Consider the following 16,170-nt stretch of genomic DNA (forward strand, 5'->3'; position numbering starts at 1 on the left):
GGATGTGCATCTTGTAGGACTTGCTCTCCAGGTAGTCGAAGAAGCGCCGCACGCCGTACCAGCCGCCACGGCTGACGTTCCAGCGCCAGTTCTTATCGCCGTCGATCACCCACTTCCGGTCAGCTTCGGGCAGGTCCCGCCAGGGAATGTCCGTGGCCACGCCTTCCATGCGGCACTTCGTCATCAGATCCTGTTGACACTCGGAATAACTCTCCGTCTGCCAGGGCTTTACAGCGCCTTCTTCAATTGATTTCGAATCATCCGGAATCACCAGGCGGTAGTCGATACCCATGACGCGCCCGAAGCCCCGGCATTCCTCGCACGCCCCCATGGGCGAGTTGAAGGAGAAGCTGTTGGGGATGGGATCGGTGTAGTCCCGGTCGCAGTCCGGGCAGTGGAGCCCCCGGGAATAGAGCCATTCCGCCGCGGCTTCACGGTTATCGTCCAGCGGCTGCACGATGAGCCTGCCCTGGCCGGCCCTGAGGGCGCCCTCAATAGCCTCGGTGAGGCGATCCCGCCGGTCCTCGGAGAGCCGCACTCGATCCTGTGTGACGCGCAGTGTGCCGTCGTCGAGCGTTTCCACGCGGGTGTAACCCTGGCGTTCCAGTTCCGTACGCACCCGGTCCTCGCCAACATCCCCCGAAAGCGCCATATCGAAGGCGATCACCGCACGACGCCCTGCGCCGCGTTCCAGCACGTCGGCGACGATGCTGTCCTCGCTGTCCCGCCGGACCTCGCGTCCGCAGCCGCCGCAGTAGAGCAGCGCGGCCCGGGCGAACAACAGCTTCAGGTGATCGTTGAGCTCGGTCATGGTGCCAACCGTGGAACGCGAATTGCGCACCGGGTTGGTCTGGTCGATGGCGATGGATGGCGGGATGCCCTCAATCGAATCCACCGCCGGCTTGTCCATCCGGTCCAGGAACTGCCGCGCGTAGGGGGAGAAGGTCTCGACGTAGCGGCGCTGGCCCTCGGCGTAGACGGTGTCGAAGGCCAGCGAGGACTTGCCGGAACCGCTGGGCCCTGTGACAACGGTCAGCTCGCCCACGCGCAGGTCGACGTCAAAGTTGCGCAGGTTGTTCTGGCGGGCACCGCGGACGCGGATGACGTTCTGGTTTCGACTCATGGACGACACAGCTCAAACGTTGGAAAGACATTAAACCTAGGGCGGTACGCGTGCGGAATGCAAGGGGATTGCCAGTTCAGGCAAGCCCTGCCTCAAGCCAGGCCACCCATTGGCGGATGGCGGCGGCATCCGCCTCGTGCCCGGCTTCCAGAAGGACGGTTCGCTCCCGTTGCGCCGCGTCCAGGGGGTCGCGGGTGTCCAGGTAGCCCTCATTCTCGAGATAGGCTTCCAGCTCCCGCAGCTTGTTCGTCTGGAAGCGGGCCACACCGCCGTTCTCAAGGGATGCCAGGAGGGCACCGGGATCGCCGTCCAGGCGCTCCGCGAGTTCCGCAACCGGATCGATGAACTTGGGCGTCACCGCCCCTGACGCTTCCAGAACATTACGATCGACCGGCCGCCCCCGGCCTCTTTGCCAGACATCCACCCAGACGCGGGCAACGCGAATTCGGGCGTTGAGTGTCTGCGCGTACGCCGGAGCGGGAACGGCACTGGCGCCCGCCGGCTGCTGCAGCAGGGTTTCCAGGCGGCCGAGCCGGTCCACACGCCAGTCCTGGATCAGATGGTGCGCCAGGGAAAGGTCATCCCTGAGCAGGTGGAAGAGATGGATGGCGCCAGCGCCCCGGCCCGGTTGAACCGGGGGCACACCGATCCGTGCCGCCCATTCGTCAGGCGCCTCGTTCGATGGAAAGGGAAGCGCCGCCTGCTCCGGCAGCCTGTAATCCCCCGTTTCCGGAACCTCCGCGCCCCGCCGGAGCACCTCGAGATCGATGTGCGTGACGGGAGCGCCGAACGCTTCTTCCCAGCGTGCCCGGTCCAAGGGCTCAGCGGAGAGATAGATCACCTGCCGTCCCTCATCCTGCACAAGGGTGCGCAGGCTGGCCGCAATGGCGCGGAACCGTTCCGGGTCGGAGGTGGTCAGAACCTCATCCAGAAAAATGGGCAGGGGCTCACTGCCCTGCTCCAGCGCACGGACCCAGGCCAACCGCAGGGCCATCAGCAGCTGCATGTGCGTGCCGGTGGACAGTTCAATCAGGTCCTGGTCCCGCTCCTGGAGCCTGTCCCGGACGCGAATCTGGCCGCGCTCATCCATCCGCAGGTCATAGCGGTAATGGGTGAACCGGGCGAAGCGGTCACGGGCATCAGCCAGGACGGCCGGTTCGCGCTCGGTCCGATGGGCAGCGTCGACCTGCCCGAGCAGGAACTGGCCGGCCTCGGCCACCATGGTGTCGTCAAAGACGTTCTGCAGCGCTTCACGGGCACGGTCCCTCTCGAAGCGGGCCTGTTCCAGCGCCCGGTCACGACCCGCCTGATCCAGCTTTGTTGCGAGCTGGCTGCGCTCTTCGAGCCATTGGTCGTAATACGCCGCTTCTTCCCGGAGCGTGGCGAGACGTTCCTCCAGACCGGCCTGGTCACTGGCCTCAACCAGGGCGACCAGGTCCGGATCCTCCTCGAGCCCTTCGGCCCTGGCCTTCTCAGCGCGGCGTTCCGCCTCCCGGGTTGTGACCAGCTCGCGATAGCGCGGCAGCTGATCGCAAAGCGACGCCAGCGCAACGCGATCGTCCTCCGGCAGGTCGAGACTGTGATAGAGCGCCTTGATGGCTTCCTGCTGCTGGTGATGATCCGCTTCCAGTTCCTCGCGCCGGGCCTGAAGTCGGGAAAGCGCCTGCTCCGCTTCGGTGACGGTCTCGGAGCGTTGCTTCAGGTCCTCAAACGCAGCGCGCAGGCCGGTCGCGGTGTCATCAACGGGGGCCAGATGCTGACGCGCAAGCAGGCTGCGCACCGGTTCCAGCTCGCCCTCGATCTGCGAGTCCAGGCTCGCCAGCCGCGCTTCCAACTGGCGGCGATCCGATCGGGCCTGATCCAGGTCCGCCGCAAGCTTAAGGAAGCGCGCCGCCCCCTCGCCGCTCAACGCAGGGTCAAAGCCAACCGCTTCCGCCAGGGCCTGGCGGTTACCTTCCAGCTGGGACTGCTGTTTCTCGAGTGATTCGATTTCCGAGGCATGGGCCCGCGCCTGCTGGGCCTGCTCCTGCTGGTACACCGCCGCAGCCAGCTCAGCTTCCAGCTCCTCCAGGTGGCTGGTCACGCTTTCCAGTTGCCATTCGGACAGCGTGACACCCGCCTCTTCGGCACGCTCCTGCGCCTGACGGGCCCTCAGGACCAGTTGCAGGCTCTGCACCGTGGACCAGCCGGCGGCCACCACGGCGACCAGCGCCGGTGCCCAGTGCAGCTGCAGGCCATAGAATAGGCCCATGTAGACGCCGGCGATTGAGGCACCAAGCGCCACGGCACTGCCCGCCAGAAGACCGTAACGGCGGGCCGGTTCTAGCTGCCGGAGCCAGCGCCGCAACGCGTTGATGCGGGTGCGGATCGACTCCGGGTCCTCCTGGTCACCCTCCGTGTTCTCCAGCCGGGCTTCCAGTTCCTGCATTCGGAGCCGGACCCGCCGCAGTGACTCGGCCATTTCGCCGGCCTGATTGACGGCTTCCGGGGTTGGTTCAGGCGTCCGCCCTTCCGGCGGCTGCAGGGCGGCGGCCGCATTCGCTTCGCGCGCCCGGGCCTCATCCAGCCGCTCCCGCAGGCTGGCGCGGTCCGCTATCCGGCGATCCGCTTCCGCAAGGTGCTGTTCGCAGCCTGCCAGATCAGCCGCCTCTGGAGCCGTCTCTTCAAGCCCTGAATCGCACCGCTTCTGGCGTTCGTCGTCCTGTTGGCGTTCGTTGTCGCGGATCTGCTGGACCAGTCGGTCGCGCTGCGCCTCCAGCTCATCCAGGCGTTCCCGCTCCTGACCGTTCAGGTGCGCTACGGCTGCCGGGAAGGCCGCCAGCTCTTCGTCGGCACCGCGTCGCCGCTGCCGGGCCGCCAGCCATTCAAGGGCCTGTTCGGTACGCGTGACACCGGTACGCGCCGCCCGCGCCGCCTCAATGCGCTCATCAAGTTCCGCCAGCCTGTGCCGCTGTTGATCCAGATGCGCGTAATCACGCTGGCATTTCGCCAGTGCCTGTTCCTTATCGCGGAGAGCCCTGGCCTCCCGCTGCCCCTGCTGGGGCTTCACCCGGAACAGCGGATCCTGGCGCAGCGAGTCCAGATCAAACCCGCCAGCCAGTTCCCGCTGCAGGCGTGCCACTATCGAGGCTTCGGTATCGCCGGCCTGAAGCAGGTCGTTCATGGAAAGCCAGTAGCAGCGCAGGAAGTCCCCGGCAGGGAGCTCGGGCGCATCCGTGGGCTGGCCGTTGCGCTGCCAGACCACCTGCTCCCCGCTGCGGCTCACCGTGAGGCCATCATCGCCACTGCTGAAACGGGCCTCGAGCGTGATCGCCCCGTTCGCACTTTCAGAACCGGGGGATACAAGGTGACGCAGGGCGCGCACCAGGCTGCTCTTGCCGGATGCGTTGGGCCCGGTAACCAGGGTGAAGCCCGGGGCCAGCCCTTCAACCCTCAACCCTTCCCCAAAGCCTGGAAGCTGGGTGATGATCAGTTCCTGCAGTTTCATGACGCCGCCCTCCCCTGAGCCAGGAGGCGTTCCAGAACGGCCATGCCACTGCGCTGGAGCCAATCCACTACCTCGGCCTCCGAGATGCCCTGGCCGGGCAATGCCTGCCAGTGCGAGCGACCGGCCTGCTCCCTGAGTTGCTGAAGAGCCTCCCGGATCAATGCCTGGCGTTCGGGATCGTCGTCCCCTCTTTCAAGCAGCTGGAGTCGCTGGGCGAGCAGCCCTGCCGGGTCCGCCCGGCGGGCCAGCTCCGCGAGATCAATAACCGGCCGGGTGGCATAGCGCAGTGTCTCCACGAAGTAGTGAATACGGCCGCTGCCGGCGTGAAGTGCGCCCAGGGATTCGCGATCCATTAACCGGGCAACCTCAGCTCCCAGATCCGTGGATCCCGTGAACCCAACCCGCAGCGCGGCCGCTTCGGGCGGCACCAGATGAGCGGCAAGGGATTCGTCCAGTTCCTGAACGGCGACCTGAAGGCGTTCGCGAGCATCCTCGGGGGTGGTAATCCCGGTAAGATCCACTGGCAAACGAGCCCAGTGCATTGGGGCAATCCGCCACTGGGTCACACTCCGTATGCCGCCTGTGTCCAGATCAAACAGCCAGGGCCCACGCGGCCCGGACTCGCCCGGGTCCAGGCCCGTTGCGGACCCCAGGTAGCCATTAGGTGATGCCACACTGAGCGCGTCGGGCTTATGGATGTGGCCCAGAAGCCAGCCATCCGGGCCGGCATCCCTCAGCTCAGAGCTGCTCACCGGCGCATAGGGGCTGGCAGGCTGGTCCCGGTCCGCGTGCAGGACGCCAAGATTGATACCCGGGCCCCGTTCCAGATTTGCACCCTGCAATGGGCTTTCCCGGAAATGCGGTGAGGGGAAAGACCAGCCGTGCAGGGTCAGTTGCGTCCCGGCGGCTTCCAGGGTCACCGATTCCCAGGTGCCCCCTCGGCCCAGCAGTTCAAAACCCGCAAGCTGGTCCGCCAGTCTCGGCAGCACCCGCACGTCATGGTTACCCACCACGCCAAGAACCCGGATATCCGCCGCAATCAGGCGCTCCAGACCGGTTGCCAGCTCCCGGTAGGCTTCGAAGAAATCGTCCTCGTCCTCGACCACGTCCCCCGCCAGGACCACGGCGTTAACCCCCTGTTCAAGGGCCTGGTCCACTATCCGTCGCCAGACGCCGGTGGTGCCAAGCTCGGCGGAGCGCCCGGTGAGCTCGTCCGGCAGGCGGCTCGGGCGGGCACCGAGGTGAAGATCGCCAACGGCGAGAAGGGAGAAAGTCATGCAGTGGCGGCTCCGGGCTGGTCCTCTGATTCATTCACCTTGAATGTGACCGGCGACACGCGATGTCGTGGCCATCCGCCTTGCCGGCGGCCTTCATCCTGCTAATCTCGATGCAACAAATCAATGATTTTCAGGGACGACTATGAACACAGAGCGCTTCGCCTACTCGCCAACCGCCCTGCGCGCTTTTTACAACTGGCTGCTCAGGGGCCCTCCCATTCTGATGTGCCTGAAGGACTGACACAGGTTCACACCACCTCTTCAGTTACCCGCCCACCGCCTTTAGAGTACCGGCATGGGTAACAATGGCTTTGCAGCAATCCGGCGCCAGTATGATTTCCGCAGTATCGGCATCGGCAACTGGGTGACCAGAGATGAGCAGCAGCGCGCGGCCCACCGGTTTGCCGCCGCCCTCGAAGACCTCAAGACCATTCTGGGCGGGCCGGAATCACTCGTTTCGCTGCGTGGCAGCCTGTCGCTGGAGTACGGTATTGGTGGCCAGAGAGGTGTCTCCGCGCACTACACCCCCGCCAAACGCAGTCTTTCTCTGGCCAAGAATGCCGGCGCGGGCAGTCTGGCTCACGAATGGTTTCATGCCCTCGACCATTACCTTGCGACCCACGCCTTCAGGAGCGTGCCCTCGGACTGTTTCGCCAGCGCCGCCTGGCTGAGGGAGGTCCCCCCTGTGGATCACCCATTGAACGCGCTGCTCTTCCAGTGCTTCAGGGCCATAATGGTAAGCGACGATGGCGGCGAGCCCAGTGCCCTGTTCCGGGCATCCGCACGCATGGATGAGAGGCTCGGCACCTATTACTACAGCCGCCCTGAGGAAATGGGCGCGCGGGCCTTTGAGGCCTTCGTGCAGGACGCCCCGGTCAAAAGCCCCTTTCTGGTCCGGGGCACCCGCCAGTCGGGCGAGGCACATGCCGGACTCTACCCACAGGAACCACAGAGAAAGGCCATCAACCAGGCTTTCGGAACCTATTTCCTCAGTCTTGGCAGGGCCCTTTTCCGGGAGTCCCGGAAAACCGGAACCACCGCAGTGCGGGGACGGCAGTCAGACGCCGTCTGAAACAGAATGCCCGGTGTCCGTGATCAACCATTGCTGCTCATAGACTGGCGCGGGCACCGGACGACCCCGCAGGAATCCCTGGTAAAGGTCCGCGCCCAATGCACTGAGCACAGTAAGCTGTTCCCTGGTCTCCACGCCTTCAGCCTGGGTACGGAGGCCGAGAGCCCGTGACATTGCCACAACACCTTCAACAATCGAACGCGCCTCCGGGGAATCCTCCACGCCTTCCACAAAGCCCCGATCGATTTTGAGCTTCTCCACGGGAAACCGGCGAAGGTAGGCCAACGACGAGTACCCCGTACCGAAGTCATCAATGGCGATATCAACACCCGTGCCCCTGATCCGGTTAAGAAGTCCGATGGTCTCCTCTGCCATCAGACCACTCTCGGTCAGCTCCACCTCCAAAGACCCGGCAGGCACCCCCGATGACCGCAGCGTCTCCTCGAGCAGATCAACGAAGGGCGCATTATGCAGCTGCTGGCTGGATACGTTGAATGACACCCTGCCAGGATCCAGTCCCTGATCGAGCCAGGCGCGGACCTGCCGGGCGACCTCTGTCATCACCCAGCAACCAACAGGCAGTATCAGCCCGGTATCCTCGGCCAGAGGTATAAAGGTGCCCGGACTGATCATACCCCTGTCGGGATGCTCCCACCGCACCAACGCCTCGGCGCCGACGCACTGACCGGTCTCCACATCGAATACCGGTTGGTAGAAAAGCACCAGCTCATCGCGATCAATTCCTTCTTTGAGCGCCTGTTCCAGCTCCAGCCTGCGGGTGGATCCCTCGGTCAGGGCCTGGGTGTAGAAGGCGTAGGTGTATCTGCCCCGCCGCTTGGCTTCGTTGAGAGCCGAATCCGCACAGCTGAACAGGAAGCTGATCTCGCCATCCGAACCGGTTTCGGTCCCGTGAGTGAGTGCAATGCCAATACTGGCCCGCACCGACAGTTGCCGATGAGGTTCGAGGTGAAAACTCTGATCAAAACAAGCGAGCACGGTCCGAGCGAGGACGCCTGCACGCTCAACCGGCTTCACCCAGGAACAGACCACAAAAACATCACCGGCAAAGCGCCCTATGAACCCGTCCGCCCCGAGCGCCTCACGAAGCCTGGTCGCAACCTCACGCAGCAGCTGGTCACCGGCTTCGTGACCCAGACTTTCATTAATAACCTTGAAGTTGTCCAGATCCACGAACATGAGGCACAGGCGGTAATCCGTCCCCGAGGACCTTGTCAGAAGACGCCGCACCTCCTCATGCGAGAAGGCCCGATTGGGAAGCTCGGTAAGCGGGTCGTAATAGGCCATGTAGCGGAGCCTTTCCTGCCCCGCTTTCTGCTCACTGATGTCGCTGAGAATGCTGAGGTAACGCGCCTTATCCACCGATGAATCCGCCACCCGGGTAATCGTGATCCATTCCGTAAACAGACTGCCGTCCGCTTTGCGATTCACGATTTCACCCTGCCAGACCCCTTCATTCTCGAGTTCAGTCCAGAGTTTCCGATAGAAATCCGAGTCGTGGAATCCCGAACTGAGTATGCGGGGAGTCCGCCCCACCGCATAGTCCGCGCTGAAGCCGGTAATCCGTGTGAATGCCTCGTTCACATAGAGAATGGTCTGGTCCTCGTCCGCAATGATGACACCGTTGTGGGTCTTCGAGATGATCGCATCGCGCAGCCGCAGCTCAGACTGCGCCTGGCTCAGGTCGCGAACAAGCTGTCGGATCAGATAACCTATCAGCACAGCCGAGCCGGCAATGAAGAACCAGCCTTTCAGGGTCTGGGCAAGGGTAAGTGTCTCGCCCGTTGCCTCCGGCATGAGCAGAATGATTACCCAGTCCGAGAAGAGCACCCAGAGCACACTGACCGTCAGGTAGATCAGCGATATCCGAAGTGGAGAGAGTGGGCAGGATCCTGTTGGCATGAAAGGTCATCGACTCCGGCGGGCCCGGCGGGCAAAGCGAGACGCTACCACCATAATCCAACTTCACCTTTTGAGGAAAATCAACTTCACGAGAAGGAAAAACCAATGGCTCGAATCCCCTACGCCGAAAAAGGCCAGGAAGCGCAAGGCGCTACGCACGTCTATCAGCAGTTGGAACAGGGTATGGGCCTGGTTCCCAATGTGGTCAAGCTGCTTGGCCACTCCGGCCCGGCAAGCCAGGGCATCGGCACCCTGCTCGACATCTACTTCGGCCAGCTCTCGATCACCGACCGCGTGCGCGAGATCGCCTACCTGACCGTGGCGCGCCTGAATGGGTGTGACTACTGCCAGGGGCATCACGTGCCGGCAGCACGCCAGGCCGGGCTTCTGGACATGCAGATTGAGGATCTGGGTGAAGACGGTTTCGACAGCGGTGAATTCTCGGAGCCAGAGCGGGCGGTGATCCGCTTCGCCTATGAGACCACCCGGGACGTGAAAGCTTCCGATGAAGCCGTGGAGGAGCTTAAAACGCACTTCTCAGACGCAGCGATTGCGGAAATCACCTTCGTGGTGGCCTCCGGCAACTTCATTCAGCGTGTGGGCAAAAACCTTGGCGTTGAACTGGAAAGCTGAGAACAGGGGCAGGCCCTGACCTGCCCCTGAACCACTCAGAGTGCGCTGGAATTGACCGAGGCAAGCATCTTCCCGACGGCGTCATGGGCAGGGTCCGGCCGCCAGTTCCGGTTCGAGCCAAGATAGCTCCGGGGATCCAGTTCAATGAGACCGATCAGCACTTCCGCGACGATCCGTGCACCCACTGGCCCGAGTCCCTCTCCGGCGTCCGCCTGCCCACCGTAACGACCGCGACCAATCACCTCCGCTTCCATCAGAACGTAGAACCAGAGCGGTACACCGGCGGTTATGGCATCGTTCGAGCGCTCGCGGACCCTGTCCATCACATGCTCGATCTCGGACTCAGGGCGCTCCATGGCCTGTGCGACGGCCTCGCCTGCGGGTAGCCGGAAGCTGTTGCCCCGGAGCAGGTTACGGGTCGCCAGCGAGCGCACACCATCTGCGGGAACAAACGGAAGTTCCAGCAGTTCCGGGGCCATGCTGGTGTTGAGTCGGTCGGCGCGCTGGACCTGGCGGCCTTCGGGCGTGTCGAAGAGTTCATGCCAGTCCACAATGGCCCGCTGATCCGCCAGAGGTGAAAAACCGCCACCCAGCACACTGCCGAAGAACTCGAACGCCGTACCGCCCTTCTGGGTCTGGATCGTCATGGGCACCATGGAATGCCCGAAGCGGTACGCCGCAACGGCAAACTCGACCGGGATATAGGGAATCCCGCAACGATAGAACCGGCGACCGTGGGCGAGGATATCCGCCACCACGGGGTCACCGCACATAAGCGGAAGAAACTCATTCACCACCGCCCACTGGTAGTGCCAGACGACAGATTGACGGGCCGCCTCGAGCAGCGATTCATGAACAAGCTCCGGGTTCTCAGCGTGCAACGCCTCACACTGCTGGTTATGGAACCGGATGAAGGCCAGCTGCATCTGGCTGATGATCCGGTTTTCGTCGTTCCTCGGATCCCCGATGGTCGCCGCGCCGGACGCTACACGCGCCAGGTCATCGGCACTGAGCGGATCACCTCCCGCACTGTCGGCACCGGTAACCAGCTTCGCATTGAGGAATGGATCGGACTGGGCTCCCTGGTGGTACAGGTAGGGCTGAACTTCAGGTCCGGCGCCGTAAACGGAGTCCAGGTCAAGCGTGGGCGAGCGCGTGTTCTCGGTCGACGCAGCCTGATTCACTCTGTCGAAACTGGATTCCGTGTCCAGCGTGATGTCGTGGTCAATGAACTGGCCAAAAATCACCATCCCTGCGGGGACGGAATGGGTACGTACGGCATTGCCACCCGAGTCCATCGGACCACCCGCAGCGCCGAGACCCTCCAGAACGCCGGGGTCCGTATAGGCACCGGAAAGGTCGGGAAACAGTCGCCCGAAACGATCCTCACTGATAGGGTGATTGGGGGATTGGCAATGCTCTGACAGCCCCTTCAGAGGCTGCAGGCCGTGATGATGGGTCATGGCGTTCCTTCCCTGATGTGGAACATGAATGAGTCAGTTCCGCGACTCCCTTCACCGATACCGGCACTTCCAACCACAGCCGGGACTACCCCGTACTCAAGGGGACACCCACGGGAACAACCGATTGCATTCTACAACCGTTAAGAGAGCGTAGCGCGAACAGGGGAACGCAACAACCGTCTCGCAGGGCGAGCAGCTTTGCAGGCTAAAAAGGCTGGACTATGCCAGTGCGACTGGCTGGTTCTGGAGGATAAAAATGGTCGGCGTGGCAGGATTCGAACCTGCGACCCCTTCCTCCCGAAGGAAGTGCGCTACCAAACTGCGCCACACGCCGTTATTCAGGGCTGGGATGCGGACTCGCCGCAACGGGGGCGAATTATCAGGATTGTGACGTACTTCTGTCAAGCTGGACTGGCCAATAAGTCCGATCCCGAATGCAAAACGTAGTGTTCCGCATCTAGAATGGATTATGTGTTCAACCGCCAGAGGATTGCATGTCCCTACCCCCCTTCCCTTTTGACAACAGCTATGTACGGCTTCCCGAACACTTCCACCGGCCTGCTCAGCCGGCCCAGGCTCCTGACCCGGAGCTGATCCGTTTCAATAGCCAGCTCGCCGAGGAGCTGGGCATTGACGTCAACGAGTCCGATGAACACGAGCTTGCCGCGGTTTTCTCCGGTAACAGCCTGCCTGAGAACGCCGAGCCCACTGCCCTTGCCTATGCCGGTCATCAGTTCGGCAACTTCGTGCCCCAGCTGGGCGACGGCCGCGCCATTCTGATCGGTGAGGTCATCGACCAGTACCAGAAACGTCGCGACATCCAGCTCAAGGGCGCAGGGCGTACCGAATTCTCCCGTGGCGGTGACGGGCGGGCTCCCATAGGCCCGGTGATCCGCGAATACATCATCAGCGAAGCCATGCACGCACTGGGCATTCCCACGACGCGTGCGCTCGCGGCTGTCACTACGGGCAATGCGGTCATGCGTGAGCGCCCCGAACCCGCCGCGGTACTGACCCGGGTGGCTGCCAGCCATATCCGGGTGGGCACCTTTGAATACTTCGCCTACCGGCAGGATACCGATGCCATCCGCACCCTGGCCGACTACGCCATTTCCCGGCACTACCCGTCCCTGATGTTCGAGGATCAGCCGTACCAGGCACTCTTCAGGGCCGTGGCGCAACGCCAGGCCGAGCTGATTGCGGACTGGATGAGCATTGGCTTCATCCACGGCGTCATGAATACGGACAACGTGGCCATCAGTGGTGAAACCATCGACTACGGCCCCTGTGCTTTCATGGACCAGTACCACGCCAACACGGTATTCAGCTCCATAGATGCCATGGGGCGCTACGCCTACAGCAACCAGCCCGAGATCGGATACTGGAACCTTGCCCGCTTTGCCGAATGCCTGCTCCCACTGTTCGATGGGAACAAGGATGAGGTTGTCGAAACCGCAAAAGCCATCCTTGGTGAATACCGGGAACACTACAACAGCGCCTGGCGTGAACGTTTCGGCCGCAAGCTCGGCATCAGGAGCCTTGCCCAGGAAGATGAAACAGTGGTGCACGAACTGCTGGAACTCATGCAGCAGACCGGCAGTGACTTCACCGCTACTTTCCGAGAGCTGACCCGGCTTGCCCATCAGGGCGACGCGCAGGAGGCCGCAGCCGCGCTTTTGGGCGACACACAGCAGGCGCGAGACTGGAGTGCACGCTGGATCGCGCTGCTCGACACCCCCGAAGCGATGTGGCAGGCAAATCCCGCCATCATCCCCCGCAACCATCAGGTGGAGGCGGCCATCAGCGCTGCCCGCCAGGGGGATCTGCGGCATTTCCATGATCTAATGGCAGCACTGGAATCACCCTTCTCAGCTAACGCTGACGCCTCCGCATACCGGCACCCGCCTGCACCGGAAGAACAGGTTGCAAGAACCTTCTGTGGAACCTGAGTTGCACAGTTCACATTCCTGAATGGCCGTTATTATCAAAGCGGCCATTCTTTCTCATTTCCGGCCAAGGCACTTGGCGCGCACGCGTGCCTCTGTATAGTGCCCACAGCTGTACGCCGGGTCTCGATTCGTAAATTTGACATTAATTAACGAATAACCGGCCAATTCCATAGGATTGCCAAACAATTACATTATCGGGAATAACGGATTCCGGAGGGCTCTCAGCATGGATGTGCCTACTCACTCAGTTCAGGATGCTCAGGCCTACGATGTTCCCATACTGCCCACGCGGTATGTGACACACTTCCTGCGCTTCATGGAACAGTACGGGATCCGTCCTCCCGCTCTCCTGGAGGGCACAGGGCTTGACGCTTCCGAGCTGGAAACCAGCGAGGAAGGCATGACCATGAATGAGCTTCTCATACTGCTTCGGCACGCCAGCGAACTCTCCGAGGACGAGCGCCTCCCCTTTGAGTTCGGCAAACAGCTCGACATCAATGCACACGGCCTGGTCGGTGCCGCTGTCCTCTGGCAGAACGACTATTTCCGCCTCGTGGAGATGATCATCGAGTATGAGCGTGTCTGCCTGCCGATCCATGATCTGCGCCTGACACTGAAGGACGAAACCGTACAGATAAGGCTCCATGACATCTGGGATCTGGGCAGCCTGCGCTCGTTCATGATCCGGATCTATATGGGCAGCATCTATGAACTCTCCCGCCACATCTGCAGGGACATGCTGCTTGAGTTCGATACCTCCACGAACCTTGCCCCCGAGGAATGGCAGGCGGTGGCCCCCGAGGCGGTAATCCGCTTCAATGCCGGCGCTGCCTGCGCGACACTGCACCCGGCCCAGCATACGACCGCCAACATGGGGCAGGAGCTGTCCTCGTTCCTTGCACGGCACCGGTCGCGCCAGGATCTGAAAGCATCCGATGACAACAGCAGCGTCACCGAACGGGTACGCCGCCAGATCCTCGACGATCCCGGTCTGAACTGCACACTGGAGCGCGTCGCCCAGAATCTCCAGATGACGCCCCGTTCACTACGCCGCCATCTGCAAGCCGAAGACTGCTCCTTCCGGGATTTACGCAACGAGATCCGCTGCCACTACGCAGATCGTTACCTTGCCGATACGCGGATGCCTCTGAGCACCATCGCCTACAAGCTCGGCTTCAGTGACCAGGCCAGCTTCACCCGCGCCTACCGTTCCTGGACTGGCCGGACCCCCGGGCAGACACGCCGCCGCATCTGACCACCACCTCTCCTGAATTCCCGGCCACCCTGCTGTCGCCCCCCCCTTTGCGTGGCCGAGCCTGCAATCTCCCCTCGCGCTTCCGGAAATGAACAACCGCTCACTCTGTGTTCACAGGCACCAATTGACGTTCATCACGAATTCGACAACCAACCACCTCAATAACCGTTTTTAACAATCCTGTTTCCTTTTTGAGCAATGACCCCAGACCAGGAGACACGCGAGTGTTGGAGGTGCCGGGACCGTTACAGGATGCGTCTTCTGGTCCCGACACCATGAACACAACAAACAATGAGGATGACGTTGATGAACGCCATAACCGAAAAGCCTACAAGTAAGCCCGGGCGCCTGCTGCTCAGCAGTGCCGTTGCGGCGCTGCTTGCAACGGGCGCAACCACAGCCAACGCGGAACAGGTCTCGCTGACCGTCGAGCACACCTGCCCGCTGCCCATCATCGGTGAGCAGCCCCTGGTGTCCGAGATCAGCGCCGACCTGCCCTCCGAGGTGACCGTCGGTGAGTCAACCGGCGAGTTGAACATCAGCGCGGTTACCACCATCAACAACAATTCCCGGCAGGGGCTCTATATCGCCGGTGGACGCAGCCTCGAAGGCACCGCTACCGCGGCTAACAACATTGCCCTTCCAGAAAGTGACCAGCCGCTTTCGGTAACCCTGGAAATTCCGCAACAGCCAATTCCAGGCGAAAGCGGCTCCTTCACGGTGGATTCCAGTGCCACTGTCGACCCGCTCACTTTTGACAATCCCGGACAGGGCACCATCACCGTCGGCGACCTGCAACTGAACCAGGTTGTGCGTGATGGCAGCGGTAATATTGCTCCGGATCCGGTGGGCGAGTTCACCTCCGACTGTACCCTCGTGGGCAACCAGGAGGACATGGTGCTGCATACCTTCGAGGTGGTTCCGGACCAGACACAACCGGCCAATATCACGGTTGACCCGGAGTCCCTGGATCTTGGCAGTGCCATGGCCGGCAGCCCCCTCAATGGCAGCATCACCGTTGGCAACGACGGCGGCGAGGCGCTGAACATCAACAGTCTGACCATCGCCGGGGCCAATGCCGACCTGTTCACACAGAGCAACGACTGCACCACGCTTGATCCGGGTCAGAGCTGCTCCGTGGATGTGAACTTCCAGGCAAGCCAGGCCGGCACTTACAGTGCCAGTGTCCAGATCGACTCCACAGATCCGGATGCCGAAGACTCACCCAAGGTGGTTAACCTCAGTGCCGAGGCGACAGAGCAGCCCGAGCCCGCGCTTGAGCTCAGCGCCCCGGAAGTTGATTTCGGCACCATTGACCTTGCCAATACCAGCAGTGCTGAACAGACCCTGGATCTGACCAACACGGGTGAGGCAACCCTTGAGGTCAATGGTCTCAGCATTACCAACAACCCTGACGGTGCCTTTACCCAGACCAATGATTGCCCGAGCGGCCTTGCTCCGGAGCAATCCTGCACGGTTACCGCCACTTTCCAGACCAACCAGGTCGGTGACTACAGCGCGAACCTTGAGGTTGCCACCAATCTTGAAGACTCCCCCAGGACTGTAACGCTGTCCGGCACAGCCGAAGACACCAGTGGTGGTGACGACGGCGACAACGGTGATGGTGACAACGGCGACGGCGACAATGGCAACGGTGGTTCCGAGCCTATCGACGTGACCTTTGACCTGGAAGGCGTCACCAATGTCGCGGCCAATGGCTCCGACGTACCGCTGAACGGTCAGATCGACAGCCAGATCAACCTGGGCACCGGTGATTTCACTGCGGACCTGCAGCTCGATCCCACCCAGGCGCAGTTCCAGATCTCCGAGCTGTTCCACAAGATCCAGGGCCGTGCGGACATCGAGTTCGAGCCGGTTGGTGAAACCACTGGAACCCTTGACCTCGAGACCGGCCAGCTGACCGCGGAAAGTGAACTGACGATCAAGATTCCCGAGGCACGGGTTTCCATCATCGGCTTCGGCTTCGGCTC

Annotated in this window: 9 protein-coding genes, 1 tRNA gene and 1 pseudogene; 5 read left to right on the forward strand and 6 right to left on the reverse strand. The window is 62.2% G+C overall.

All coding sequences use genetic code 11. The features are described from left to right. The 3 genes and pseudogenes from QZ501_RS11605 to QZ501_RS11615 all read right to left on the reverse strand — a co-directional run. A pseudogene (locus QZ501_RS11605) lies at nucleotides 1–1,123 on the reverse strand (hypothetical protein); the annotation flags it as partial. A 76-nt stretch (nucleotides 1,124–1,199) separates the two neighbouring features. Then, nucleotides 1,200–4,610: a hypothetical protein gene (locus QZ501_RS11610; RefSeq protein ID WP_295719647.1), complete on the reverse strand. Its 3,411-nt coding sequence runs from the start codon at nucleotides 4,608–4,610 to the stop codon at nucleotides 1,200–1,202. Continuing rightward, nucleotides 4,607–5,887: a metallophosphoesterase gene (locus tag QZ501_RS11615; protein WP_295719649.1), complete on the reverse strand. Its 1,281-nt coding sequence runs from the start codon at nucleotides 5,885–5,887 to the stop codon at nucleotides 4,607–4,609. Before QZ501_RS11615 ends, QZ501_RS11610 begins: the two co-directional genes overlap by 4 nt. 295 nt (nucleotides 5,888–6,182) lie before the next feature. On the opposite strand from QZ501_RS11615, the gene QZ501_RS11620 reads away from it, so the two are divergent. Beyond that, the gene (locus tag QZ501_RS11620; RefSeq protein ID WP_295719650.1) at nucleotides 6,183–6,959 is read left to right on the forward strand and encodes a CLCA_X family protein; all 777 of its coding nucleotides are present in this window, start codon (nucleotides 6,183–6,185) and stop codon (nucleotides 6,957–6,959) included. Here QZ501_RS11620 and QZ501_RS11625 read toward each other — a convergent pair. Next, entirely contained in the window at nucleotides 6,945–8,879 is a 1,935-nt protein-coding gene (locus QZ501_RS11625) for an EAL domain-containing protein (RefSeq protein WP_295719652.1), read from the reverse strand. The genes QZ501_RS11620 and QZ501_RS11625 overlap by 15 nt on opposite strands. A gap of 105 nt (nucleotides 8,880–8,984) precedes the next feature. On the opposite strand from QZ501_RS11625, the gene QZ501_RS11630 reads away from it, so the two are divergent. Continuing rightward, nucleotides 8,985–9,512: a carboxymuconolactone decarboxylase family protein gene (locus QZ501_RS11630; RefSeq protein ID WP_295719655.1), complete on the forward strand. Its 528-nt coding sequence runs from the start codon at nucleotides 8,985–8,987 to the stop codon at nucleotides 9,510–9,512. A 35-nt stretch (nucleotides 9,513–9,547) separates the two neighbouring features. Here the strand turns inward: QZ501_RS11630 and QZ501_RS11635 are convergent, their stop codons facing one another. Together QZ501_RS11635 and QZ501_RS11640 are read right to left on the reverse strand one after the other, a co-directional pair. Continuing rightward, complete coding sequence (locus QZ501_RS11635) at nucleotides 9,548–10,975, reverse strand: heme peroxidase family protein (protein ID WP_295719657.1); 1,428 nt, start codon at nucleotides 10,973–10,975, stop codon at nucleotides 9,548–9,550. A 257-nt stretch (nucleotides 10,976–11,232) separates the two neighbouring features. Further along, nucleotides 11,233–11,309: transfer RNA gene (locus QZ501_RS11640), tRNA-Pro, on the reverse strand. Between the two features lie 160 nt (nucleotides 11,310–11,469). On the opposite strand from QZ501_RS11640, the gene QZ501_RS11645 reads away from it, so the two are divergent. The 3 genes from QZ501_RS11645 to QZ501_RS11655 all read left to right on the forward strand — a co-directional run. Beyond that, a complete protein-coding gene (locus QZ501_RS11645) occupies nucleotides 11,470–12,924 on the forward strand; it encodes a protein adenylyltransferase SelO (RefSeq protein ID WP_295719659.1) in 1,455 nt (484 codons plus the stop codon). A gap of 226 nt (nucleotides 12,925–13,150) precedes the next feature. Continuing rightward, on the forward strand, nucleotides 13,151–14,179 hold the full coding sequence (locus tag QZ501_RS11650; protein ID WP_160898703.1) for an AraC family transcriptional regulator: 1,029 nt from the start codon (nucleotides 13,151–13,153) through the stop codon (nucleotides 14,177–14,179). A 306-nt stretch (nucleotides 14,180–14,485) separates the two neighbouring features. Further along, nucleotides 14,486–16,170 (forward strand): choice-of-anchor D domain-containing protein (locus QZ501_RS11655; protein ID WP_295719661.1); only part of this gene is annotated, 1,685 nt, incomplete at its 3' end.

It is taken from the genome of uncultured Halovibrio sp. (assembly GCF_913056445.1).
Classification (GTDB): domain Bacteria; phylum Pseudomonadota; class Gammaproteobacteria; order Pseudomonadales; family Oleiphilaceae; genus Halospina; species Halospina utahensis_B.